Source organism: Streptomyces sp. NPDC001980, from assembly GCF_040296885.1.
GTDB lineage: Bacteria > Actinomycetota > Actinomycetes > Streptomycetales > Streptomycetaceae > Streptomyces.
Genome location: NZ_JBEOYD010000001.1, coordinates 399,137 through 423,746, shown reverse-complemented (window position 1 = coordinate 423,746; position 24,610 = coordinate 399,137). Strand labels below are relative to the sequence as shown.

Below are 24,610 nucleotides of genomic sequence, written 5' to 3'. Positions count from 1 at the left end.
GATGCGGCTCAGGCGGTAGGGAGCGGGGCTACAGGCGGTAGTCGTCCTGGGTACGGGCGTACCGGGCGAGGGCGTCCAGGGCGCGCGGGTCGGCCACCGCGCTGCGGTCGGCGGCCTGCTCGACGGGGGTGCCGAGCAGGATGCGGCGGGCCGGCACCTCCAGCTTCTTGCCGGTCAGGGTGGTCGGCACGGCCGGGACCTGGACGATCCGGTCCGGTACGTGCCGGGGGCTGTACTCCCGGCGGAGCCGGTCCCGGATCGTCCTCTCCAGGCCGGGACCGAGAGTCGCGCCGTCGCGCAGCACGACGAACAGCGGCATGAAGAACCTCTCCTCCGGCAGGTCGAGACTGACGACGAGGGCGGCCACGACCTCGTCCAGGGCCTCGACCACCCGGTAGATCTCCGCGGTGCCGATCCGCACCCCCTGCCGGTTCAGGGTGGCGTCGGAGCGGCCCAGCACGAAGCAGCCGCCGCGCGCGTTGACCTTGAAGAAGTCGCCGTGCCGCCAGACGCCCGGGAAGTCCCCGAAGTAGGTGCGGCGGTACCGCTCGTCGCCGTCCTCGCCCCAGAACGTCACCGGCATGGACGGCAGCGGCTCGGTGATCACCAGCTCGCCGACCCGGTCCACGAGGCTGCGGCCGTGCTCGTCGTAGGCGTACGCGGCGACCCCCAGCGACCGGGCCTGCATCTCCCCGGCGTACACGGGCAGCGTCGGCACCCCGCCGACGAAGCCGGTGCAGCAGTCGGTGCCGCCGCTGCCGGTGGCGATCCACAGGTCGTCCTTGACGTTGCCGTAGAACCAGGCGGTGCACTGCGGCGACACCGGGGAGCCGGCCGGCATGACGGTGCGCAGCGCGGACAGGTCGTAGCGTTCGCCGGGCACGATGCCGGCCTTGGCCATCAGGTCCACATAGGCCGGGCTGGCGCCGAAGAAGGTGGCCCGGGTGTCCTGGGCGATCCGCCAGAGCACGTCCGGCTCCGGGTGGGCCGGGTTCCCGTCGTAGAGCACCGGGGTGGCGCCGACCAGCAGGGAGCTGATCAGGAAGTTCCACATCATCCAGCCGGTGGTGGTGAAGAACAGCGGGCGGTCGCCCGCGCGCAGGTCCATGTGGAAGGTCTGCAGCTTCAGCTGCTCCAGCAGGATGCCGCCGTGGCCGTGCACGATCGCCTTGGGCAGTCCCGTCGTGCCCGAGGAGAACAGCACCCACAGCGGGTGGTCGAAGGGAACCTGCTCGAAGACGAAGTCCGCGGCGGGCACGGGCGGACGGTCGAGGACCTCGTCCCAGGTCAGGCCGTCGACGGCACCGAGCTGCGGCAGGTGCACGACATGCTCCAGACCGGGCAGGGCGGCCGCGATCCGGCGCACCTCCTCCCGGCGGTCGAAGGTCTTCCCGCCGTAGCGGTAGCCGTCCACGCAGAACAGCACCTTCGGCCGCAGCTGCCCGAACCGGTCGATCACTCCCCGCGACCCGAAGTCCGGGGAGACGCTCGCCCACACGGCACCGATCGCCGTCGTCGCGAGCATGGCGACCGCGGCCTGCGGGACGTTCGGCAGATACCCGCACACCCGGTCGCCGGGCCGTACGCCGAGCTGCCGCAGCCGGGTCGCGAGCACCCGCACCTTGCCCGCGAACTCCTCCCACGGCACCGCGGCCGGAGCGGCGGCCTCCTCCGAGCAGAACAGCAGGGCATCGGCCCCGGGCCGCTCCTGCCGCAGCACGTGCTCGGCGTAGTTCAGCCGGGCCCCCGGGAACCACTCGGCCCCCGGCATGTCCCGGCTGCCGAGCACCGCGGAGTGCGGTGCGGCGGACCGGACGCCGAAGTACTCCCACAGTGCGCCCCAGAATCCCTCCAGGTCGCGGACGGACCAGCGCCACAGCTCGTCGTACCCGTCGAACCGCAGCCCCCGCTCCCGGGCCAGCCACTCCCCGAACCGCGTCAGGTTCGCCTCGGCGACCCGCTCCGGCCCGGGCGTCCACAGCAGCTCGCCCTCGGCCACCGCGGCGGGCTCGCCGGCCGTGCCGGGCTCCGGGTGAGGGATGGGGGAACCCCCCGCGGCCTCGACGGTCATGTCGCCTCCTCGCGTCACGGAAAGACGGTCTCCCCCGGGCCGTGACGCAGGCAACCACTGCTTGCTAACTTTTCACCAGGTGAAATCCGCCCGCCGTATCCGCAGGTGAGCGAGGGTCCCGTGCGGCAGTACCAGGTGAAGACGATCGCCTCTCTGGAACGCGGTCTGCGGGTGCTGCGCGCCCTGCAGGAGATGCGCGCGGCGAGCCTGCACGATCTGCACCAGGTCACCGGCATCCCCAAGGCCACCCTGATCCGGATCCTCCACACCTGCGGCCGGGAGGGCCTGGTCTGGCAGCGGCTCGCCGACGGCGCCTTCGTCGCGAGCCTCCAGCCGCGGCGCGCCCCGCACGACGACGCCGAGTGGCTGGGCGAGCTGGCGTCCCCGGCCCTGGAGGAGCTGTGCGAGCGCGTGATGTGGCCGTCCGTCCTGACCGTGCCCCGCCTCGACTACATGGAGACGATCGACACCAACAGCCCGAAGGCGTACTTCGACGAGGTCGTCCCGGTCGCCCCCATCGGCTTCCGCTCGCACATGCTGCTCGGCGCCTCGGGCCGGGCCTACATCGCCTTCTGCGCGGAGGAGGAGCGGGAGGCGGTCCTGCGCCGCCTGCGCGAACACGACGCGCCCGGCAACGCCCACGCCCACGACCCGGCGTGGCTGCGCCGCCTCGTGACGACCACCCGGTCCCGCGGGTACAGCGTGCGCGCACCGGAGTACGACTTCGACGGCCGCAACTCCATCGCCGTACCGATCCGCCTGCACGGCGAGGTCCTGGGCTGTGTCAACGTGACCTGGCGCCGGACGGTCATGTCCGCACAGGAGGTGGCCCGCCGGCATCTGAACGACCTGCAGGCGGCGGTCCGCAGGATCGAGGAACGGGCCGCGGGGGCCACCCCGCAACGACTCGGCTGAACCTCACGGGACCGCCGGCCGGAGCCGTCGCGCCGTGACCGCTTCGCCCCGCGCGCGTCTTCCCCTCTCCGCCGCCCGTGTCCCATGCCCGTCCCAGCGGCCGTCCGTCCCCGCAGGTCACCGGCGCGTGACCGTCCCGGCGTCCCGATCCGGGCGAGGGGATCCGGCCTCCGGCACAGCGGCTGCCAGCATGACCGGGCCGGGGGCTCCCGGCCAACTCACAAGAGGGGGAACACAGATGGGACGGAGGACGCTACTGCGGGGTCTGACCCTCGCCGTGGCAGCGGTCCTGCCCCTGTACGGACCCACGGCGGTGCACGCGGCACAGTCCGCGGCCACCGCCGCCGCCACCGCGGTCGCGGTCTGCGGGCACACGAGCGAACAGCCCACGCTGCAGCGGGGATCGACGGGGGACCCGACGGTCGAGGCGCAGTGCGAACTCGATCTCGCGACGAAGCCGAGCCGGTACACGCCGATCGCGGCGGACGGCTCGTTCGGCCCGGCGACGGAGACGCGGGTCAAGGAGTTCCAGGCGTGTGCCGGGCTGAGCGTGGACGGGGTGCTCGGCCCGCAGACCTGGGCGGCGCTGAACACCTGGGCCGCACAGCCGCACACCTGCGCCACCCAGGGCACGTCGGCCACGGCGCAGGCGACCGTGTGCGGCCACACCGACACGCGCCCGACCCTGCGCGAAGGCGCGAACGGCGTCGAGGTCAAGGAACTGCAGTGCCGGCTGAACCTGGCCATGGAGCCGTTCCACTACCCGCCGCTGACGATCGACGGCGACTTCGGGGGCGGCACCGAGGGCCGGGTCGTCGAGCTCCAGCACTGCGCGGGCCTCAGCGCCGACGGCGTCGTGGGCCCCAACACCTGGGCGAAACTGGTCGACTGGTCCAGTCGCAACACGTACTGCACGCCACCGCGCCCGGCCGGCTACCCGATCGACGGCCTGGACACCGCCAAATACCAGCACCCGGGCGGCGCGCCGATCGACTGGAAGGCCGTACGGGCCTCGGGCGTCGAGTTCGCGACGGTCAAGGCCACCCGCGGCCTGAACGTCACCGACGAGTACCTCGCCACCGACCTGCCGGCGGCCAGGGCGGCGGGACTTGCCGTCGCGCCCTACCACTTCTACACGGGCACCGCGGCCGACACCGGTGCCGCACAGGCCGACCGGTTCATCGCCGCCGTGAAGGCGACCGGCTACACCGGGCAGCGCGCGGGCGACCTGCCGCCGGTGTTCGACCTGGAGCGCATGGACGACGGCACCGGACGCTGTCCCACCTACGGCACGGTGGCCGACGCCAAGGCCTGGCTCGACAAGGTGGAGGCGGCCTTCGGCCGCACCCCGGTCATCTACACGCAGAAGTCGTTCCTGGACGACTGCCTGGGCTCGACGACCGCCTTCGCCCGGTATCCGCTGCAACTCGCGGACTACCGCCAGTCGATCACCCAGCCGCCGCTGCCGAACGGCTCGACGACCTGGGCGATGTGGCAGTACACCGACGCCGCGCTGTTCCCGGGCATCAAGGCCCCGGCGACCGCCGACGTGTTCAACGGCACCCAGGCCGACCTGGACCGGCTGGCCAACCGCAGCACCGGTCTCACCACCGCGGCGTCGGCGGCCTCGGCCACGACGACCTGCTACGGCGGGGCGGTGACGGTGCGCTACGGGGACGTCGTCGACTTCGGCCCCTACTGGACCACCAGCCGCTGCAACGACATCAACATGCGTGTCACCGGAGGAACCGCGGACTACGTGAACGCCTGCGTGAAGTTCGCGAAGACCGGCACCTGCAACCGCTGGACCAAGGTCGGCCGCAGCTGGACGACCATCGCCACCGACGTGCTCGACGGCACCAAGTTCACCGTGCCCAACGGCGTGCCCCTGGAGGGCGACGACGCCGTCATGCAGATCGCCTTCTGACCCCCGCCGGACGTACGGAGACCATCATGATCCGCAACAGAACGCTCGCCTCGGCCCTGTGCACCGCGGCCGCCCTGCTGGGCGTGGCCGTCGTGCCCGCCTCGGCACAGACCTCGACCGTCGCCAACGCCCCGGCCGCCGCCACCAGTTGCTACGGCGGCGCGAAGACCCTGACGTACCACTACCAGGCGGCCGCCAAGGAGTACGGCACCTACACCACGTCCTCGCGGTGCAACGACATCAACCTGCGGCTCATCACGGACGAGCCGGGCGTGTTCCTGGACGCTTGCGTGGTGTTCGTCGACCACACCACCAAGTGCAACAACGGTGACGCGTACACCACGCACGGTACCGAGTGGGGAACCGTCGCCACCGACGTCAAGGACGGCACCCACTTCGTCCTGCGCGTGCACGCCTACGACATCGACGCCCAGAACGTGACGTTCCAGATCGCCTACTGACCTTCTCGCCAGCTCGAAAGGACGACCATGACCTTCTCCTCCCGTCCCCTGGACCGCCGCACCATGCTGCGCGGCACGCTGGCCGCCGGTGCCGGCATAGCCTTCGGCCAGCTGCTGTTCTCGGGCACCGCTCAGGCCTATTCCTGGTCGCGCACCCTGACCCAGGGCACCACCGGCGCCGACGTGACCGAACTGCAGATCCGGATCGCGGGCTGGGCGGCGGACAGCGCCAGCCACAGCCGGGTGAGCATCGACGGGGACTTCGGCCCCGGTACGGCCGCCGCCGTACGCCGGTTCCAGGCGGCGTACGGTCTCAGCGTCGACGCCGAGGTCGGCCCCAACACCCAGGCGAAGCTCAACTCCCTGGAGCAGTCGGACGGTTCCACGCTCCACTTCAACTGGAGCGAGTTCGTGAACCAGTCGGACGGCACCTTCAACGGCGGCAAGCTGAGCGCCTCTCAGGTGAAGGAGAACGTCCGACGCTGCATGTACAAGCTGGAGGCGCTGCGCAAGAAGCTGGGTGACAAGCCGATCACGGTCAACTCCGGCTTCCGCAGCATCGCGCACAACGCCGAGATCGGCGGGGCCAGCGACAGCATGCACCTGTACGGCACGGCGGCCGACCTCGACGTGCCCGGGGTGGCCACCAAGACCGTCTACCAGAAGGCGGAGACCTGCGGGTTCTCCGGGCTGGAGACGTACACCGTCGACCACCAGCACGTCGACAGCAGGGCCGACCTCGGCCGTGACTGGTGGTGGGAGGACGGCACCGTCTGACGCCCCTCTCGGGGGAGCGGAGCTCCGGGTACCGCCGCTTCGGTACCCGGAGCTCCGGGCTTCAGCCCGTCGGTGTGCTCTTCGGTGTGCTGCTGGGCGTGCTGCTGGGCGTGCTGCTGGGCGTGCTCTTCAGCGCCGCCTCGCAGGAGGGCCAGTCGTGGAAGTCGTGCCGGACGCTCCACAGCCGGTGGGCCGCCCTGATGTTCCAGTCCGGGTCGAACGCCCGCAGCGGGGTGCCGTCGAGGTCCTGGAGGCGGGCGTCGGAGATCTGGAACACGCCCCAGTTGCGACTGCCGTTGGTGTTCGGCAGCACGTACAGCGGGTCGAGGAACGACGCGCAGCGGGCGACGGCCACGGCGGTGCCGGGATCCTCGGCGAACACCTCGCGGATCCGCTTCGCCACTCTGGCCGGCGGCCAGGTCGTCATGCTCACCTGCTGCGCGTAGAGAGCCTTCTTGGTGGCGTCGTCGACCACGTTGGTGGCCGGCAGCCCCGCCAGCACCTGGAACGCGGTCACTCTGCGCAGGGTCTCCGGCCCGAAGTCGCCGTCGATGGCGAGCTTGCCCTTCGCCCGCGCCAGCAGGGTCTGGACCTCACGCACGCAGGCGTCGTGCTGCCCCATGCTCACGGTCTTGCACGCCGGGGAGTCCAGCAGCCTGTCACCGGCCGCCGTCCCGGCACCGTCAGGAGCGCTGCCGGGCAGCCACACGAAGCCGGCCACCAGCACCACCGCGACCACGGCGGCCAGGACCGCGACCCTCGGGGACAGCTTCTCGGGCACCCGGAACCGCCGCGGCCGCCCGGTCTCCGCAGGGGTGACATCATCCGGTACGGCACTGACCTGTACGTGTTCCGGTGCGCTCTCCTGCGGGCTCTCCTGTGCGCTCTCCGGCACGCTCTCCTCGGCGGCGGTCACGGCCGTCGGCGCATCCCGGTCGGTGTCCGCCAGCGCCCACAGCCGGTGGAGTTCACGGAGTTCCTCCGCGTCGGCTCCGCACACCTTGGCGAAGGCGTGCACCACGCGGTAGTCCACCGGGACGCTGAGGCCGGAGCAGTACCGATGCAGACTGGAACCGCTGACGCCCGCCTCCTTGCCGAGGCGGTCGTATCCCCGGCCACTGCGGTCCTTCAGCATCCGAAGACGGGCGGCGAACTTCTCGGTATGCGGAGAGGCAACCACGCGTCCCCCGTTGCTCAAGCCTCTACTGACGGGTAGAAGCTACACCGCGGGAAAGGAGCGCGTACGCCCTTCCGTTGTCCTGACGCGACCGCCAACGACCTTTTATGCGACGATATTTGACAACCCGTCAAACAAACTCGCCCACTACGCCCCCCTCGGCACGGCCTACTTGCACTCGACCCGTCCCGCCGGGGCGGTTCCGGTCGTCAGCGCCTCGCACGCCTTCTGCCAGGCGTAGGGGTCGGGCTGGAGCTGGGTGCGCAGGTAGGCCGCGGTGAGGTGGCCGAGGGCGGCGACGCGCTCGGGGTTCTCGTCGGTGGTCTCGTCGGCGTCGTATCCCGAGATGCCGCCGAGCAGGTGCTCGGCGCCGAACAGGGTGAGCAGGGTCTTGGGAGCGGGGGCGAGGTGGTAGGGGTCGGCGTGCCAGCCGGGGCCGATGTCGGTGAAGTGCGCGGAGTCGTCCTTGTCGCCGGCGACGACCAGGGTGGGTGCGGTCATCGTGGAGAAGTCGGTGGCGTGGAAGAACGGCACCTTCTCGGCCATCCATCCGTTGAGGACGTCGCCGCCCCTGCCGGGTGCGGCGAGCAACACGCCCGCCTTGATCCGGGGCTCGGTCAGGTCCACTTCCGCTCCGGTGTCGGGGTCGGTGGTCCGGGCGCCCAGCAGGAGGCTCGCGGTGTGGCCGCCGAGGGAGTGCCCGGCGACCGCGATCCGGTCGTGGTCGAGGCGCCCGGCGAGCTGCGGCACGGTGTGCGCGATCTCGTCGAGCCGGTCGAGGATGTGGCTCATGTCCTCGGCGCGCGAGCGCCAGAAGAACGGGGCTCCCGGGGCGCCGGCGAGCCGCCGGGCCAGGGTCCGTGAGCTGAGGTGGGTGGGCTGGACGACGGCGAATCCGGCGGCCGCCCAGAGGGTGGCGAGGGGCGCGTACCCGTTCAGCGAGGAGAGGTTGTGGGAGCCGCCGTGCCCGTGGGAGAGCAGGACGACGGGCAGGCCGGTCCCGGTCGCGGGCACGGAGACACGGACCTGGAGGTCCACGGGGCGTCCGGGCACGGACAACGTCACCGGGCTGTACGACAGAACGGGAGCGGACGGGCCGAAGACGGCGGTGTCGGTATCGGTGTCGGGGATGTCGGCGGTAGCACTCATGGCGAGCGGTTCCCTTCTGCGTCCGGCCACGGCCGGAGAAACGGAACACTGTCCCGATTAACTATCCGGAACAGCGTCCCGCTTTGTCAAGCGGCGCCGAGGGGAACCTGGTGTCGGTCTTCGCCCGCTACCTCACGGTGCCGGGGCGGACGGTGAAGTAGGTCCACCCGCTCTGCGCGCCGCCGGTCTGCGCCCCCTTGGCCGGCGGTGCGTAGAGACCGCGGACGCGGTAACGGTCGTTGCTCGTGAAGGGCTTCAGCGCGCGGCTGTAGCCGTACCAGCCGTCGGAGTACAGAGGCACGCACTTCTGCGAGGTGACCTGGTGCCAGGCCCCCGAGGAGTAGTGCTCGACGTACACCGACGCGCAGCCTCCGGCCTGCCGGGGGGTGACCTGGAGCTCGAAGCCCATAGTGACTTCGGACTTGTAGAAGACCTGGTAGGTGGTGGATCCGATACGGGTGGTCCCGAGCGCGTTCTGCAGCTTCGTCCGGACCGTCGGGGTGAGGGTCGTGCCGGTGGTCACCGTGCGCGGTGCGTAACGGTAGTCGCCCGCGAAGGCGGCGCTGAAGGCGGTGTTGCGGGTGACCTTGTACGACGCGACGAGGTTCCCGTGCGCGTCGGCCTTGCCGCTCTTGAGCACCGTCCGCGAGGCGCCCGCGGGCTGGGCGTACAGCGTGAGGCTCCGGGAGTTGTACGTGGTCCCCAGGTGCGCGGTGACCTTGACGGTCGCGCCGGAGCGGTACGACTTCGCGTCGGTCGTCACGCTCAGGGCCGGAGTGGCCCGGGAGACCTGGACCGTCTGCGCCGCGGTGACCGGCAGGTAGGACGTACCGCCGTCGTAGGTGAAGGAGTAGGTGTTCGCGCCGCCGGTCTGCGGGGTGTCGTGGAGGGCGAAGGTGCCGTCGGCGGCCACGGGCACGGTGCCCAGCGCGTAGCCCGAGGGGTGCGCCGGGTCGGTCCTGACGACGTGCACGGCACCGGTGTCCACGTGCGCGTGCGGCCAGTCGAGCCGCCCGGTGACGGTCAGCAGGGCGGCCCGGCCCACGGTGTCCGGGCCGGCCAGCGCCATGGTGGGCGCGTACTTCGCGACGGGGACGTCGAAGGTCCGGGTGGCCGGGCCGTAATGGCCGCCGCCGGAGTAGTCGACGCGGAAGCTCAGGTTGCCGGTGCGGGGAGCGGTGCCGGAGACCTGGTAGGTGCCGAAGAAGTCGACCGGCGGGCGGGCCGCGGTGGCCGTCGGGTCCGGGACGGGCACACCGTCCGGATCGGCGTCGTCGTAGCGTGTGACGCGGACGGTGCCGGGGAGCAGGGACTCGCCGGCGCCGAGGGCGAGGGGCGCGTCGGGCGACACCACCAACGAGTAGGTCTCGCCGGGGGCGAGCGGCGTGGTCCGGCTTCCGTAGAGCACGACCGGCGCGGTTTCCGGGTCTCGGGAGACGTGGAGCGTCGGCGTTCCCCCGTCGGCGTCGACGGCCACGCCGTAGACCCGGCTCTCGTCCGGCGCCCAGGCGACACCGTGCGCGGCGGCGTTCAGCTCGCGGGCGTAGTAGTACTCGGTGTACCGGCCCGCGCCGGTTTCCGGGAACGTGGTGAGTGCGCGGTCGCCACCGGCCATGGTCCCGTCCGGGGCCACGGCAACGGCCTTGCCGTACACCGCGTTGGCGAACTGCCCGTCGACCGCCAGGTCCGAGGTGCGGTACCGGTTGGCGGTGGCGCCGTGGAACGACGGGATCGCCAGGTGCTGCCCGTCCGCCGTGACCGCGAGGTCGCTCAGGTCGGGGACGGGCAGCGACTTCGCCGCCCGCCGGGTCAGCGCGCCGCCCTCGGCCGCGTACGTGACGACGGCGGTGGCGTCGCCCGTCTGCGCGGCGGCCGCGAGGACGCCGGAGGGCGCCGGGGTCGTCGCCAGCACCGGCGCCGCCGCCCAACTGCCCTGATCCCGCCCGAGGTGCACCGTGCCGGCCGCGTCGACGGAACCGATGCCGCCGGCGCCCGCCGTGCCGTACCCGAACCAGAGGGTGCCCCCGGCGACGGCCGGCGAGTCCGGCCGGGTACCCGCGCCCGTGCCGTAGCGGGCCGACTCGGTCAGGTCCGCCGTGCTGATCGCCGCGATCGCGTCCTCGTCCGGGAGCGCCGCGTACAGCACGGATCCGTCGGCGGACAGGGCGAGACCGGTCGCCCCCGGCTCACCGCCGATCGTCGTCGGGTGGCCGCCGTCGAGGTCGGTGACGAGGATGCCGTCGGTACCGGCGCCGCCGCTGATGAACAGGTGCCCGTGCGGAGCGTCCACGACCAGGTGCGCGAAGTGCGCGATCGGCAGTGCCACATCCGACGCCGCGTACGAGTCCCCCACACCGGGACCGACGACGGTCACGGCGGCCGCCCCCAGGATCAGCGCCCCGGCGACGGACACGGCGACGAACGGCGAGAACCGCACCGATTTCATGAAAGGCCCCCCACACAACCCTCACGATCAATGGGGCGGAACGTAACACGGGGCCGTCGGACACCGGCCGGGAGGGCGGCCGGACGGGTCGGACCGGTCCGACTCGGCCGGGTCGGACCGACGAAGAACGCCGGTGAAGCCCGCCCCGGCGTCAGGGCGGTGCGCTGCGCCGCTCGCGCGGGCCATCGTCCTTGACCGCCGTGCTGGATCCTTCCCGGCAGAGGACACACCTCATAAAGCCTCGCGCAGCCCGGCACAGACACTCCACGCGAAGGTCCGTCTTCTTCGGCGCCCCGCCCTTTACACTTTCGCCGTCACACAGCGTGAGGAATAAAGTGAGAAGCGTAAACGAAATGCTGCGATCGCAGCGCCCCTTTGTTCTCCGCGCGGCTCTGATCACCGCGCTCGTCGTACAGTCGGCCGCACTCGTCGTCCAGGACTCGGAGATCGACTCTCTTCGAGCACAACACATGGACCTGCAGGGACATCAGGTCAAGGTCGGTCCATCCGGTCCGCCCGGCCCCGACGGCCCGTCCGGCCCCGCCGGCCCGCCCGGCAAGGACGGCTCGGACGGCAAGGACGGGCAGGACGGGCAGAACGGCACGAACGGACTTGACGGGAGGCAAGGAAAGGACGGAAAGGACGGCAAGGACGGCAAGGACGGGCAGAACGCCGTCGCCACCCCGCAGCCGACCGGGACCGGCACCCGTTGAGCCCCAGGACCACTGCGGGAACGTCGGGGACGGGGCCCTCCCGGGCTCCGTCCCCCGCCGCGCCTCGCACAACCGGACCGGACCACCCACCGTCACAGAGGGCAGTACCGGACGCACCACTGCACCGACACGGGTGCCACCCGGACGGACATCCGGGCCGGGCAACTCCCCGTGCCCGCATGAGGTGACCGGGCCACTCGCGGCCGTCGAGGCCGCCCCGCGACAGACACCGCACGAGAAGGTCCGCCTTCTCCGACGCCTCGCCATCCACACTTTCGCCGTCACACAGCGTGAGAGACATCGTGAGAAACGTAAGAGAGATGCTGCGTAGACCGTGGCGCCCCCTGGTGCTCGGCGCCGCGCTGGGCACCGCGCTCGTCGCGCAGTCGGCCGTGCTCGTCGTCCATCAGATGCAGATCGACGACATGTGGACACAGAACGTCGACCTCCAGGGTTACTACTCCGACCCCGGGCCTTCCGGCCCTCCGGGCCCCTCCGGTGCCCCCGGCCCGCGCGGCCCCTCCGGCCCTCCGGGCAAGAACGGCAGGCCCGGGCGGGAAGGGAGAGAAGGAGTCCACGGGAGAGACGGGAAGGACGGCCACAACGGAAGGAGAGGGCACAGAGGCAGGGGCGGGGCGGCCGGCCAGGTCGTGTGACACCACCGCCTGCCCACGGACGGGCGGGCCGATGTCGTGATCGGTTACAGCCGGGCGCCGATTCCGGTCAGCGCCCGGACTTCCATCTCCGCCTGCTTGTCCGGATCCGCGGGGCGCCTGCTGAGCACGGTGCCGAGGTATCCGCACACGAACGAGAGCGGGATCGACACGACGCCGGGGTTCATGAGCGGGAACCAGTGGAAGTCGACGCTCTTGACGATCGACGTCGGCGTACCGGAGACCGCCGGTGAGAAGACGATGAGCACGAGGCAGGACACCAGACCGCCGTAAATGCTCCACAGCGTCCCTGAGGTGTTGAAGCGTTTCCAGTACAGCGTGTAGAGCATCGTCGGAAGATTGGCGGACGCGGCGAGTGCCAGGGCCAGCGACACGAGGAAGGCGACGTTCTGGCCGTCGGCCACGATGCCGCCGATGATGGCCAGCAGACCGACCACGACCGCCGTCAGGCGGGCGACCCGGATCTCGGACCGTGGATCGGCCTTACCGCGCCGTATCACGTTGGCGTAGACGTCGTGGGCGAACGAAGCCGAGGCGGCCAGGGTCAGGCCGGCCACGACCGCCAGGATCGTCGCGAAGGCCACCGCCGAGACGACTCCCAGGAGCACGACGCCGCCGATACGGAAGGCGAGCAGAGGCGCCGCGGAGTTCTCCCCGCCCGGGGCGTGAACGATCGCGTCGGAGCCGACCAGGGCGGTGGCACCGTAACCGACGACCAGGATGCCCAGGTAGAACGTGAACATCGACCAGGAGCACCACACCACCGACCTGCGCGCCTCCTTGGCGTCGGGCACGGTGTAGAAGCGCATCAGCACGTGCGGCAGGCTGGAGATGCCCAGGACCAGCGCCAGGGCCAGCGAGACGAAGTCGAGTCGGCTCGTCGCGTTGTGGCCGTACAGACTGCCCGGCTCCAGCAGCCGCTCGCCCAACGGGCTGTTCCGCGTGGCCTGTTCGAGGAGCGCCGAGAAGCTGAATCCGAACTTGCCGATGATGAACACGCTGATGAAGGTCACGCAGACCAGGAGCAGGCCGGCTTTGATGATCTGCACCCAGGTCGTGCCCTTCATCCCGCCCACCAGCACGTAGAGGAGCATGACGACGCCCACGCCGATGATGAGGAGTGCCTGCCCGCCCCTGGTGTGCACGTCGAGCAGCAGGGCGACCAGTCCACCGGCGCCGGCCATCTGGGCGAGCATGTAGAAGAACGTGATCACCAGGGTCGCGTTGGCCGCCGCGGCCCGCACCGGGCGCTGCCTCATGCGGAAGGCCATCACGTCGCCCACGGTGAATCGCCCGGTGTTGCGCAGTCTCTCGCCGATGAGCAGAAGGGCGACCAGCCAGGCGACGAGCCATCCGACGGAGTAGAGGAATCCGTCGTAACCATGGACGGCGATTGCCCCGGAGATTCCCAGGAAGGAGGCCGCGGAGAGGAAGTCCCCGGACATCGCGATGCCGTTCTGCACGCCGGTGAAGGCGCTGCCCGCGGCGTAGTAGTCGGATGCTGTCTGGTTTCTGTTGGTGACCCTGTAGACGATGAACAGGGTGATGACGACGAATACCAGGAACACGCTCAGATTGAGCGTGGGGCTGCCGGTCGCGCCGACGGCGAGCTGCCGTGTCATTCCTTGTCGCCCTCCACCAGTTCGTGGATCCTGTCCACTTCCGGATCAAGCTTCTTCCCGGCGAAACGCCGGTACGCCAGGACGATCGCGATCGTGGACGCGAACTGCATCAGGCCGAGGACGGTGCCCATGTTGATTTCGCCCGCCACCTTGTGACTCATGAACCCGTGGGCGTAGGCGGAAAGCAGAGCGAACGTCATGTACCAGCAGAAGAAGAGCGCGCTCATCGGGAAGACGAACAACCGAAGCCGTCTGCGCAGCCGGGCGAACTCCTCGCTCTGCTGAATCGCGGAGTAGTCGGGCTCGCCCTCGTGACGGAGCCCGGTGAACTCCCGCCCGGCAGGCCGCTCGGACACTTCGGAGGCGGGCACCCCTGCCGGTCTGATCACGTTCCTCGTTCCTGGGGATTCGAGCAGGAGGACACACGGATGCTCCCGCGACGAGCGAGGGGAAGCAGCAAACCGTAGCCTCCGGGCGGTGGAGAGTGTAGTGAGATACCGCGTACCGTCAACCAACACCCCACGACTGGGGCGTTGAGCAGCGAAACCACATGGGTGTCCTGACACGCCCCGAGAGCCGTTCACCCATTCGGCGCCCTGAACAGTCACGAACCGAAGGCGGCTTGATGTTCTTTTTGCTCAGCGGTTACCGAAATGAACCCTGGGCGCACGGCTTTGCCGACCGGTCCGCGAAATCTTGAGGACATGTGGGTAACGGTTTGATTCGTCGGCACCAGGGGCGAGGAACGGCGTTGTTGCCGTTTGCCCACTGCCCTAAGCTCGCTTCGGTTCCACAGCAGTTGACGGATCGGGACAGAGTGTGCGGGCACCCGGGAGAGAACACCATCGTGACAGGCCCCTGCAAGCAAGCTGTTCCGAACACGGAGTTCATATCGTGACCGCGGCCGGGCATGCGACCACGCGTCCAGTACGACCGTCACTGTGGGCTTCGCTCGTGCAGTGGCGGAACTGGCGACTTCTCGTGAAACTGACGGCGGTGCTGGTCGTACCCGCCCTGCTCGCCGTCGGCCTGGGCGTCGTGCAGATCCATGACGACGTCACCCGCGCCAACTCCTACGCGGACCTGCAACGCCTGGTCACGATGCGTGGTCAGCTGCGGACGCTGCTGGAAGCCCTGCAGATGGAACGCACGATGTCCGTCGAACGGCTCAGTGCCGACACCGCCGGCGCCGTCGACGATCCCGCCGGTCTGCGGCAGCAGACGCGGAGTGTCGACAGCGCCCGGACCGCCGTCGCCCGCACGGAGAAGCAGAGCGTCACCCTCACGGGCGTCGCGGCTCATCGTTACCGGGACGCCGTCGGCCTCCTGGCCCGCCTGCCTGCCCTGCGCGCCCAGGTGGCATCGGGCGGTATCGGTTCCTGGACCGCGCTCAACGACTACGGCACGATCATCACGGGGCTGCTCGACCTGGACCAGGCACTCGTCAGCAGGTTCGCCACCCCGGAACTCACCGCATCGGCAACCGCGTTGTACGACCTGGAGAGGGTCGAGGAGCAGATCCACCTCGAACACGCGATCCTGCTGCAGGCAGCCGGCCGAGGCCGTCCGGCGACCCCGACACTCGTCAAGGCGCTGCAGGAGGCCGACCTGCGGCTGCAGGACGGGCTCGCCGCCTTCCGGGCCGTGGCCACCCCCGCGGAGCTGAGCGATTATCAGCGGACGGTCACCGGCCCGGCCGTCAGCCGGCGAGCGCACCTGGTGAGCACCGCGCTGGCCGTGCCCCTGGCGTCGAGCGCACAGTCGAGAGCACAGGAGGACGCCACCCCGTCACTGCGTGTCCCGGTCGACAGCTGGAACCGCGACTCGGAGACCACCGCCGCTCTCGTCGACAAGGCGGCGGACGGCTTCCTCCGCACCATGCGCACAACCTCGGCCAGGATGCAGGACCGGACGAGCGACCAGGCGGGTCTGGCGTCCGTCATCCTCTTCGCGGTGCTGCTGCTCGCCCTTGCCATCGGTCTCGGGATCGGCCGGCATCTGCTGCGGTCGCTGACCGTCCTGCGCTCGACCGCACTCGACGTGGCGGAGCACCGGCTGCCTGCCGCGGTCGAGAGCATGCGCGAGGGGCGGAAGGCGAACACCTCGGTCGACGTCGTGCCGGTCCACACCACCGAGGAGTTCGGCCAGCTCGCCAGGGCGTTCGACACCGTGCACGCCCAGGCCGTGCGACTGGCGGCGGAGCAGGCCGCGCTGCGTGGTGACCTCAGGGACACCCTGGTCAACCTCTCCCGGCGCAGCCAGAGCCTGGTGGACCGGCTGCTGCGGCTCATGGAACAGCTCGAACGGCACGAGGAGGACCCGGAGCAACTGGCCAGCCTCTTCACACTCGATCACCTGGCGACGCGTATGCGCCGCAACAACGAGAACATGATGGTCCTGTGCGGCAGCACGCTGGTGCGCTCTTCCCACAGTGCGGCAGTGGACACCGTACTGAGGGGTGCGGTCTCCGAGATCGAGCACTACCGGCGCGTGCTCGTCCAGCCCGGCCCTCCGGTCGACGTGATCGGGTACGCGGCCGGTGACCTGGGGCGGCTCGTCGCCGAACTGCTCGACAACGCCACCACGTTCTCCCCGCCGCACACCCAGGTGGTCGTCGGCGGTGCCCAGGAGCGCGACGGCTCGCTGCTGATCGAGATCCAGGACGAGGGAATCGGGATGAGCGCCGACGACCTCGCCAGGGCCAACCAGCGCATGACGACGGGCACCGCCGCGGACACGCCCGCGTCCCGGCAGCTGGGCCTGCTCGTGGTCGGCCGCTTGGCCGGCCGGCACGGCATCACCGTCAGCCTGAGCCCGCAGCCGGGCGTCAGGGGACTGCGGGCACGTGTACGGGTACCGGCGAAGCTGGTCACGGCGCAGGCGCCGGCGGCCCGCACGGACCAGCCGGACACCGCGTCCGAACGCCCGGCCGGCGCGCTTCCGGTACGGCAGCGTGGCGGCCGGAAGGCCACCGGTGACACGGCAGCACGCCCGCCGCAGCCGCCGTTCGCCGTCGCCGCGGTGACGACAGGGCCCGTCCCGGCCGACGAGGGCGCGCCTCGGAAACCCGCCGCCACGTCGTGGTTCACCCAAGCCGCGGCGGCGGCGGAGCCCGCACCCGTCCCGCCGTCGTCCTCCCCCGACCCCGGGCGCGGCCCCGGCCCCGGCCCCGAGGCGGCCGGTGGCCCGCAGCCGGCAGGCCTCACGCAGGCCGGGTTGCCCAGAAGGGTCCCGCGCACGCGATCCGCTGCGGCCGGGCCCGAGCGGTCCGCCGCCGGGGACGGGGCGGCCGCGGGCTCGAACGCCGGCCGCGCCCAGAGTTTCCTCAGCAGCTATCAGTCGGGCATCCGTCGGACGCAGCCCGACCAGACGCACAATCCATCGGCGACGGGCAGGAAGAACTCATGACAGCACCCCACTCCTCGGAGGTGAGCCAGTTCGGATGGCTGGTCACCAACTTCACGCAACGAGTTCCCCATGTGGCGCACGCCGTGGTGATCTCGGCCGACGGACTGCTGCTCACCGCTTCGGACCAGTTGGCGGGCGACCGTGCCGAACAGCTCTCCACCATCGCGGCGGGTGCTGTCAGCCTGATCCAGGGTGCTGCCCACTGCATGGACACGGGGAACGCGCTGCGCACCGTGGTCCAGATGGAGCACGGCAACATGCTGATGATGTCGATCCGAGACGGGTCGTGCCTGGTTGCCCTGGCCGCTCCGGACTGCGAAATCGGCCAGATCGCCTACGAGATGACCGTGCTCGTCGACCAGGTCGGCGAGATGCTGACTCCGGAACTCCGCACCGAGTTGCAGCAGTTCCAGCAGGCTGCGGCCCGCTAGCCCGGACGAGGAGAACATGAGCACCGGTGAAGGACCGTCCGGCCCTCGGAGAGACCAGGACGCGGAGGACGAACAGACCTTCGCCGATGTGCTCAACGCGTTCAGTTTCAGCACCGGACGACGCAGGCGGAAGACCTCCGGCCCTCGTGACACGCCGCAGCAGGCCACGGTGCACGACGACGGCGAGGCCGCGCCGCCGCCCGCCGCCGAGCCGGACGGGCCGGGCGCACGCACGGGCCGCCGGCAGGCCACGGGGGACCCGGAGAGCGCGGAGCCGGGAACGGCAGCGGCATTCGTCCGCGCCTACGTGTGGACCGGTGGCCGGACCAGGTCGCACCACCACTTCGAGGTCGAGACCCTGGTCACCGCCGCCGGTCCGGACGGTGTACAGGGCACTGCCACGCAGTGGGACCGCGCGGTGCTCGATCTGTGCCGGGAACCGCGGTCGGTGGCCGAGGTGGCGGCGCTCGTGGCGGTGCCGCTGGGAGTGGCCAAGGTTCTCCTCGGTGACATGGCGGATCGCGGGATGATCATCGTCCACGAGGCGGCCACCGACGCCGGCGATGTCCCGACCCAAGCACTGATGGAGAGGGTGCTGGCCGGACTGCGGCGGCTCTGACGGGTCCCGAACGGCGGTTGCTCAAGGAGCCTGACACTCTTCACGGGACTACTCAGCTCGGCGGGGTGCCGTTAGCGAGGGGCCAGTCGGTAGCCGGTGCTGACCACCGTGCGCCCAGACCGGCCGGCCGTACGGGCGCGGTCCGGGCCGGTAGATCCGTACGGGTATGCGATGGGTGCCCGCGTCGAGCCGGACCGGCCGCCACCGCACCTCACCGGACCGTCGGCCGTCCGGACGTACGGCCCTGCCCTCGTCCGGAGCGGCCGGGCCGGCGCGTGGTTCGTACCGTCGTGAGTTACTGCGCACTCGACCGCACCCCACGCAGGAACACGGCGCTGGTGAGGGCACCGAGGAGGACGAGGGCGGCGTTGACCGCGATGGCCGTCTTCAGTCCGCCGAGGACGGCCGAGGCTCCTGTGCCGGTCATCGCGGCGGTGGCGATGGCGCTCATGATCGGCGTGCCCATGGTGATGCCGATCTGCTGGGTCATGGTCGCGAGCCCGGTGGCCAGGCCCTGTTCGTGGTCGGCGAGACCGGAGGTGGCGGTGACCATGAATCCGACGATGACGAGCATGTTGCCCACACCACCGACGAAGGTGGCGACCAGCAGCAGCCACATCCAGGAACGGTCGTCGCCGAGGCCGAGCAGGGCGGCCGTGAACACGGTCTGCAGGACGCCGCCGGTGATCAGCGTCTGCTTGCTGCCGATCTTCCCGATGACCTTCGGGGCGACCGAGCCGCCGACGACCGTTCCGATGCCCAGCACGCCGAAGGACAGACCGGCGGCCAGCGGAGAGAAGCCGAGCACCTCCTGGAGGTAGAGGGTCAGCAGGAAGACCAGGGAGGTCTCGGTGAGGAAGGCGATCAGACCGGCGACGTTGCCCCACGCGACCGAACGCCTGCCGAGCACGCCGAGCGGCACCAGAGGGGCGCTCACCTTGCGCTCGACGGCCCAGAACACGATCAGCAACAGCACGCCGGCCGCCGGCGGCAGCAGGGCGTTCGCGGAGCCCCAGCCGTGCTCACCGGCCTGGGTGAGACCGAAGACGATGGCCAGCAGACCGAGGGTGACGCTGATGGCGCCGGGCACGTCCAGATTCGGGCGCTCGTCGGGCCGGGACTCCTTGATGACCGTCGGGGCGACGATCAGGACGGCGAGGGCTACGGGCACGTTGATGAAGAACGCCCAGCGCCAGGAGAGCAGGTCGGTCAGCAGGCCGCCGAGGATCGCGCCGGTGGTGAACCCGGCCGACATCAGCGCCCCGTTGAGGCCGAGGGCCTTCTCCCGCAGCGGGCCCTCCGGGAACGAGGTCGTCATGAGCGAGAGCCCGGCCGGGGTCACCGCAGCGGTCGCGAGCCCCTGGAAGACCCGGGCCGTGATCAGCACCTCGGGGTTCTGTGCCAGACCGCCCACCAGCGAGGCCGCGCCCAGCACCACCAAACCGCCGAGGAAGAGCCGGCGGCGGCCGAACAGGTCCGCGACCCGGCCGAACAGCAGGGTGAAGCCCGCCGCGCACAGGGCGAACGCGGTGCCGATCCATTGCAGGTGTGCCAGCGAGAAGCCCAGGCCCTCGCCGATCACCGGCAGTGCCACATTCAGGATGGAGAAGTCCACCGCAAGCATGAACTGGGCGGCGAGCAGCAGCACCAGAACCAGCCGCAGGCGGGGAGTGAGGACGTCCGGTGCCGCGTCGACGGCCGAGTCGACCGTCTCCGAATCAGTGACGGACATGAGGTAGAGGCCCTTTCTCTCGAGCGCGGGCGCCGGTAACGCGCCGCGTGGGAAAGAGGCTGGCCTCCGCCGAAGGCCGCAGCCAGAACCCTGTTCCGCGTAGCCACCGCAAGGGTGGTCATGACATGACCACCCTTGCGGCTCCTGGGCCCGGCGGCGGGCGGGCATCATGGCGGAACGACCCGCGCCCGCCCGGCACCGGTGCCCGGGAGCCGCGCGACCGGACGCCCAGGAAATCGGAGGCATCGATGGACGCTCCGTCCGAGCTCGGGGACTTTCTCAAGTCCCGCCGCGCCGCGCTGCGCCCCCAGGACGTGGGCATCTCGCCGCATCCGACCCGCCGCCGCGTCACCGGTCTGCGCCGGGAGGAGCTGGCCATGCTCGCCGGCGTCAGCATCACCCACTACACCCGCCTCGAACAGGGCCGCTCCGTGAGCGCCTCGGACGGCGTGCTGGATGCGATCGCGCGCACCCTGCGCCTGACCGACGACGAGACCGCGCATCTGAAGGCCCTCGCCCGCCCTGCCGTCGTCTCCCGCCCGGCCGCACCCCGCGTCGTTCACGCCAGTTCGTCGGCTCGCCAGTTGCTGGCGGCCATGTCGGAAGTACCTGCGCTCGTTCTCGACCGCCGCAACGACGTCCTCGCCTGGAACCGGCTGGGCCACGCCCTGCTCGCCGGGCATCTGCCGACCGGGAGCCCCGGAACCCAGAGCGACCGCCCCAATGTGACGCGGATGCTCTTCCTGGACGATCGCTACCGGGAGCTGTACACCGACTGGGACGAGGAGGCCCGGCTCGCCGTCGCCTCGCTGCGGCTGGTCGCCGGACGGCACCCGAACGACCGCCGCCTGGCCGAGCTACTCGGCCAACTCATCCTCCAGAGCGACGAGTTCACCTCCCATTGGGCGCGCCACCCGGTGCGCACCTGCACCTCCGGGGTGAAACGACTGCGTCATCCGCTGGTCGGCGCCATGGCCCTCAGCTTCGAGAACCTCGTCATCCCCGGCTCGTCCGGCCAGCGTCTGATCGCCTACACAGCCGAACCCGGTTCGCCCTCGGAGGCCGCTCTGCGACTGCTGGGCAGCCTTGCCGAACCGCGGGACGAGGACACGTCCGCGGCGGTACGACGGCGACTGGACGGAGCGGACGACTTCGGAGCATCGTGACGCCGCGTCGCGGGAGCGGGCCCTGCGGACGACCAGATGCCGTCACTCCGCGGCCCGGCCTACCGGCCGCCCGTTCTCGAAGTTGCGCAGGCCTGACGTTCGTCGTCCGCACGACGCCACGATCGGCAGCAGCTGCCCGGCTCGCTCCGGTCACGGCAGTCCCGAACGCGTCCCGAATCCCCCGTTGGACAACCACAACCCGGCCCACGCCGAGCGGCCGGCAGGGGCTCAGGCGAACCTGGGGAACAGCCTGAGCGCGTTGTCGCGTTCCACACCCCGGAGGTCGTCCTCGGTGAAGCCGTCGAAGCACGTGAGGTTCTCGATGTTGTGCACGACCGTGGGTTCCGGGGCCGCAGGCCAGTCGGTGCCGAACAGGATGTGGTCGGCCGAGGTCACTTCGAGTGTCGGCAGCAGGGAGTTGCGGCTTCCGGCCAGCGCCGTCTCGTAGTAGAGCCCGCACAGCACCTCGGCGACGTGAGCGGGATCGATGTCCGCGTCCGCGGGCCCCCGTCCCATGACGGTGTGCTCGCCGATCCGCCAGCCGAGCGTGGGCAGGGCCCCTCCGCAGTGCGCCAGGATCAGCCGCAGCCCGGGATGCCGCCGGAAGACGCCGGTGTACAGCGCGTTGGTGATGGTGCGCGCGGTGTCGAAGGGGAACTCGACGATCGAGCTCGGCCGGCCGAATCCGAGGACGTCGATGTGCGGGCAGTCCTCGGGGTGGACGAAGACCGGCACCTCGCGCCGCGCCAGCTCCGCCAGTACGGGTTCGAGGGACGGATCGCCGAAGTAACGCCCCAGCACGTTCGAGGTCAGCACCACTCCGTCGAGCCTCAGCTCGTCCAGGGCGTACGCGACTTCCGCCAGTGCCTCGTCGGGGCCGTCCGCCGGGAGCGTCGCGAAGGCTCCGAAGCGGCCGGGGTGCTTCGCGATCAGTTCGGCGTGCCCTTCGTTGATCAGCCGGGCCAGGCGCGTGCCGAAGTCCGGGTCGTCGTCCGCCCCCGCGAACGAGATCGGCATGGACACGAGCTGAGCGGCGATCTCCCGCCTGTCCATGTAGGCGAGCGCGGCCTCCGGCGTCCATCGCACCGAGATGCGGTATCCGCCGGTCGGCCGGAAGCCCCGGCCCGCGATCGCCGTCATCGCCTCGTCCGAGACGCCGTGAGTGTGCACATCAATCCGTTGACCAGGCACGACGGTGCTCCTCCTGCTCTGTGGTGTGCTGCCGAGCCTAAGCACCAAAGTGTCGATCGTCAATTTAAGAAGACCAAGAAGGGCTTGCCCGAGCCCGCATGACGTCATTCACTGCGTTCCATAAATTGATGCTCGACACTTTAATGATTACGGTCGAGGCATGGAGATAGGTGATGTGACAGTCGAACCCCTCACCGACGGCGTCGTACCGATGCCGCCGAACCTGCTCTACCCGGACGTGCCGATGTCCGTCTGGCAGGCCCTCCCCGGCGTCCTCGACCGGCACGGGATGCTTCAGATCCCGTTCGGCGGATTCCTCGCCACCGACCGGCAGGGACATCGCGTCGTCTTCGACCTGGGCGGCGGGCTCGCCCCGCAGTTGCTGCCCGACGGTGAACTGCCCCCGGTCCGCGAACTCCTCCCGGAGCGGCTGGAGAAGCTGGACTGCCCGCTCGGCTCCGTGACCGACGTGGTCCTCAGCCATCTCCACATCGACCACGTGGGCTGGGCCTCCACCGCGGGTGTGCCCACGTTTCCCCAGGCCAGGCATCACATCCATGCCGAGGACTGGAAGCACTTCGTGGACGGGGACGCCGACGACGCCGTACGGGGCAAGGTCGCTCCGCTGCGGGACGCGGCAGTGCTGTGGGAGGGCGGTTCCGTCTCGCCGTACGACTGGCTGCGTCTCGTGCACGCGCCGGGCCACACCCCTGGCGCCTCCGTCGCCCTGATCGAGTCGCGGGGCCGGAGCCTCGCCCTGGTCGGTGACCTCTTCCACCACCCGGCGGCGCTGGACCACCCGCACTGGCGCTGCGGCTTCGACTGGGACGCACCGGCCGCGGCAGCCACCCGGGCGCTCTGGCTGGAGACGCTGCGCGCCACGGACACGCCGCTCGTCGGCCCGCATTTCCCCGAACTCCGGCCGGTCTCGCTCCGATGAACCGGCCGCCCCCTCCGAAGGGCTTGCCATGAACAGTGTGAAAGCGGCGGTGTGCCGGCCGGACAGCGAGGACCCCTTCGCGCTGGAGGAGCTGAGCATCGGCGATCCCCGCCCGGACGAGGTGCTGGTGCGCTTCACCGCGGCCGGGCTGTGCCATACGGACCTGGAGGTGGCCGCCGGACGTATGCCCACGCCTCTCCCGGTCGTCGCCGGGCATGAAGGGGCCGGTGTGGTGGAGGCGGTCGGCGCCGCCGTCACCGGGTTCGGGCCCGGCGACCGGGTGGTGGCCAGCTTCAGTTCCTGCGGTACCTGCCGGAACTGCCTGAGCGGACGGCCCGCGTACTGCCCCCTCCACTTCCCGCTGAACTTCGGTGCCCGGCGCGCCGACGGCTCGGTCGGGCTGCGCGACGCCTCGGGCGAGCCCGTGCACGACCACTTCTTCGGGCAGTCGTCCTTCGCCGGATACGGGCTGTGCCGGCCCAGCAGCCTGATCAAGGCCGGCGAGACGGACCTGCCCGATCACGTGCTCGCTCCCCTGGGCTGCGGTGTCATCACGGGCGCCGGCGCGGTCTGGAACCTGCTGAAGGTCGAGCCGGGCAGCACGGTGGCCGTCTTCGGCGCCGGAGCCGTCGGGCTGAGCGCGGTCATGGCGGCCGCGGCGGCGGGCGCCGCACGGATCATCGTGACCGACCCGCACTCCTCGCGGCTCGACCTCGCCGCCCACCTGGGCGCGACCGACGTGCTCGACGCCACCGACGCCACCGACGGTCTCGCCGTCGAGCGGATACGGGAGCTGACCGACGGACCGGGCGTCGACTTCAGCGTCGAGTCCAGCGGCGTACCCGAGGTGATGGCGCAGGCCGTGGCCGCACTCGCCCCGCTGGGAAGTGCCGCGGTCCTCGGCGTCGCCCCGGACGCGGACCTGCGGACCAGCGCGTTCGCGCTCCTCGAAGGACGGACCGTGACCGGTTCGATCGTCGGCCACCAGGCTCCGGCGGTCCTCGTCCCCCGCATCCTCGGCCTCCACGGCAAGGGCCGGTTCCCGCTGGAGGCCATGATCCGCACCTACGCGCTGGACGACATCAACAAGGCCGTCGACGAGGTGCGTTCGGGGGCGGCCGTCAAGGCCGTCCTCGTCCACTGAACCGCCCACTCCGCCTACGAGCCGCCAACTCCCCTATCAGGCAAGGA

General features: G+C 70.8%; 20 protein-coding genes. 12 read left to right on the top strand and 8 right to left on the bottom strand.

Annotated elements, in window-relative coordinates:
• Positions 1-28: 28 nt before the first annotated feature.
• A complete protein-coding gene (locus tag ABT137_RS01910; RefSeq protein WP_351700830.1) occupies positions 29-2,071 on the bottom strand; it encodes an acetoacetate--CoA ligase in 2,043 nt (680 codons plus the stop codon).
• 105 nt (positions 2,072-2,176) lie between these two features.
• On the opposite strand from ABT137_RS01910, the gene ABT137_RS01905 reads away from it, so the two are divergent.
• The 4 genes from ABT137_RS01905 (at position 2,177) to ABT137_RS01890 (ending at position 6,151) form a co-directional block, all read left to right on the top strand.
• Complete coding sequence (locus tag ABT137_RS01905; RefSeq protein ID WP_351700827.1) at positions 2,177-2,986, top strand: IclR family transcriptional regulator domain-containing protein; 810 nt, start codon at positions 2,177-2,179, stop codon at positions 2,984-2,986.
• Positions 2,987-3,224: 238 nt separating this feature from the next.
• Positions 3,225-4,913: a GH25 family lysozyme gene (locus tag ABT137_RS01900; RefSeq protein WP_351700824.1), complete on the top strand. Its 1,689-nt coding sequence runs from the start codon at positions 3,225-3,227 to the stop codon at positions 4,911-4,913.
• A 26-nt stretch (positions 4,914-4,939) separates the two neighbouring features.
• A complete protein-coding gene (locus ABT137_RS01895; protein WP_351700821.1) occupies positions 4,940-5,374 on the top strand; it encodes a hypothetical protein in 435 nt (144 codons plus the stop codon).
• A gap of 27 nt (positions 5,375-5,401) precedes the next feature.
• Positions 5,402-6,151: a D-Ala-D-Ala carboxypeptidase family metallohydrolase gene (locus tag ABT137_RS01890; RefSeq protein WP_351700818.1), complete on the top strand. Its 750-nt coding sequence runs from the start codon at positions 5,402-5,404 to the stop codon at positions 6,149-6,151.
• Positions 6,152-6,212: 61 nt separating this feature from the next.
• Here ABT137_RS01890 and ABT137_RS01885 read toward each other — a convergent pair whose 3' ends face one another.
• From ABT137_RS01885 to ABT137_RS01875, 3 genes are all read right to left on the bottom strand, one after another.
• Positions 6,213-7,331, bottom strand: coding sequence for a helix-turn-helix domain-containing protein (locus ABT137_RS01885; protein WP_351700815.1), 1,119 nt, complete (start codon positions 7,329-7,331; stop codon positions 6,213-6,215).
• 165 nt (positions 7,332-7,496) lie between these two features.
• A complete protein-coding gene (locus ABT137_RS01880) occupies positions 7,497-8,477 on the bottom strand; it encodes an alpha/beta hydrolase family protein (protein ID WP_351700812.1) in 981 nt (326 codons plus the stop codon).
• 127 nt (positions 8,478-8,604) lie between these two features.
• The gene (locus ABT137_RS01875) at positions 8,605-10,923 is read right to left on the bottom strand and encodes a hypothetical protein (protein WP_351700809.1); all 2,319 of its coding nucleotides are present in this window, start codon (positions 10,921-10,923) and stop codon (positions 8,605-8,607) included.
• Positions 10,924-11,276: 353 nt separating this feature from the next.
• Here ABT137_RS01875 and ABT137_RS01870 point away from each other — a divergent pair, with 353 nt between their 5' ends.
• Together ABT137_RS01870 and ABT137_RS01865 are read left to right on the top strand one after the other, a co-directional pair.
• Positions 11,277-11,636: a hypothetical protein gene (locus ABT137_RS01870; protein ID WP_351700806.1), complete on the top strand. Its 360-nt coding sequence runs from the start codon at positions 11,277-11,279 to the stop codon at positions 11,634-11,636.
• Positions 11,637-11,956: 320 nt separating this feature from the next.
• Entirely contained in the window at positions 11,957-12,292 is a 336-nt protein-coding gene (locus tag ABT137_RS01865) for a hypothetical protein (protein WP_351700803.1), read from the top strand.
• Positions 12,293-12,336: 44 nt separating this feature from the next.
• Here ABT137_RS01865 and ABT137_RS01860 read toward each other — a convergent pair whose 3' ends face one another.
• Complete coding sequence (locus ABT137_RS01860; RefSeq protein WP_351700800.1) at positions 12,337-13,932, bottom strand: monocarboxylic acid transporter; 1,596 nt, start codon at positions 13,930-13,932, stop codon at positions 12,337-12,339.
• Complete coding sequence (locus ABT137_RS01855; RefSeq protein WP_351700797.1) at positions 13,929-14,321, bottom strand: DUF485 domain-containing protein; 393 nt, start codon at positions 14,319-14,321, stop codon at positions 13,929-13,931. The genes ABT137_RS01860 and ABT137_RS01855 overlap by 4 nt, the downstream gene beginning before the upstream one ends.
• A gap of 565 nt (positions 14,322-14,886) precedes the next feature.
• On the opposite strand from ABT137_RS01855, the gene ABT137_RS01850 reads away from it, so the two are divergent.
• Genes ABT137_RS01850 through ABT137_RS01840 form a run of 3 tightly spaced genes read left to right on the top strand, consistent with a single transcriptional unit; the run spans position 14,887 to position 18,390 of the window.
• Positions 14,887-17,340, top strand: coding sequence for a sensor histidine kinase (locus tag ABT137_RS01850; RefSeq protein ID WP_351700794.1), 2,454 nt, complete (start codon positions 14,887-14,889; stop codon positions 17,338-17,340).
• Positions 17,337-17,771 (top strand): roadblock/LC7 domain-containing protein, encoded by a 435-nt coding sequence (locus ABT137_RS01845; protein WP_351700791.1) that lies wholly within the window; start codon positions 17,337-17,339, stop codon positions 17,769-17,771. The genes ABT137_RS01850 and ABT137_RS01845 overlap by 4 nt, the downstream gene beginning before the upstream one ends.
• A gap of 16 nt (positions 17,772-17,787) precedes the next feature.
• Positions 17,788-18,390 carry a DUF742 domain-containing protein gene (locus tag ABT137_RS01840; RefSeq protein ID WP_351700788.1) on the top strand — a complete coding sequence of 201 codons (603 nt, stop codon included), beginning with the start codon at positions 17,788-17,790 and terminating at the stop codon, positions 18,388-18,390.
• A 295-nt stretch (positions 18,391-18,685) separates the two neighbouring features.
• Here ABT137_RS01840 and ABT137_RS01835 read toward each other — a convergent pair whose 3' ends face one another.
• Positions 18,686-20,122, bottom strand: coding sequence for an MFS transporter (locus ABT137_RS01835; RefSeq protein WP_351700785.1), 1,437 nt, complete (start codon positions 20,120-20,122; stop codon positions 18,686-18,688).
• Between the two features lie 248 nt (positions 20,123-20,370).
• On the opposite strand from ABT137_RS01835, the gene ABT137_RS01830 reads away from it, so the two are divergent.
• Positions 20,371-21,288, top strand: a complete 918-nt coding sequence (locus tag ABT137_RS01830; protein ID WP_351700782.1) for a helix-turn-helix transcriptional regulator — start codon at positions 20,371-20,373, stop codon at positions 21,286-21,288.
• Between the two features lie 228 nt (positions 21,289-21,516).
• Here ABT137_RS01830 and ABT137_RS01825 read toward each other — a convergent pair whose 3' ends face one another.
• Positions 21,517-22,479, bottom strand: coding sequence for an amidohydrolase family protein (locus ABT137_RS01825; RefSeq protein WP_351700779.1), 963 nt, complete (start codon positions 22,477-22,479; stop codon positions 21,517-21,519).
• A gap of 175 nt (positions 22,480-22,654) precedes the next feature.
• Here ABT137_RS01825 and ABT137_RS01820 point away from each other — a divergent pair, with 175 nt between their 5' ends.
• Complete coding sequence (locus tag ABT137_RS01820) at positions 22,655-23,419, top strand: MBL fold metallo-hydrolase (protein WP_351700776.1); 765 nt, start codon at positions 22,655-22,657, stop codon at positions 23,417-23,419.
• Between the two features lie 28 nt (positions 23,420-23,447).
• On the top strand, positions 23,448-24,563 hold the full coding sequence (locus ABT137_RS01815) for an NAD(P)-dependent alcohol dehydrogenase (RefSeq protein ID WP_351700773.1): 1,116 nt from the start codon (positions 23,448-23,450) through the stop codon (positions 24,561-24,563).
• Positions 24,564-24,610 lie beyond the last annotated feature (47 nt).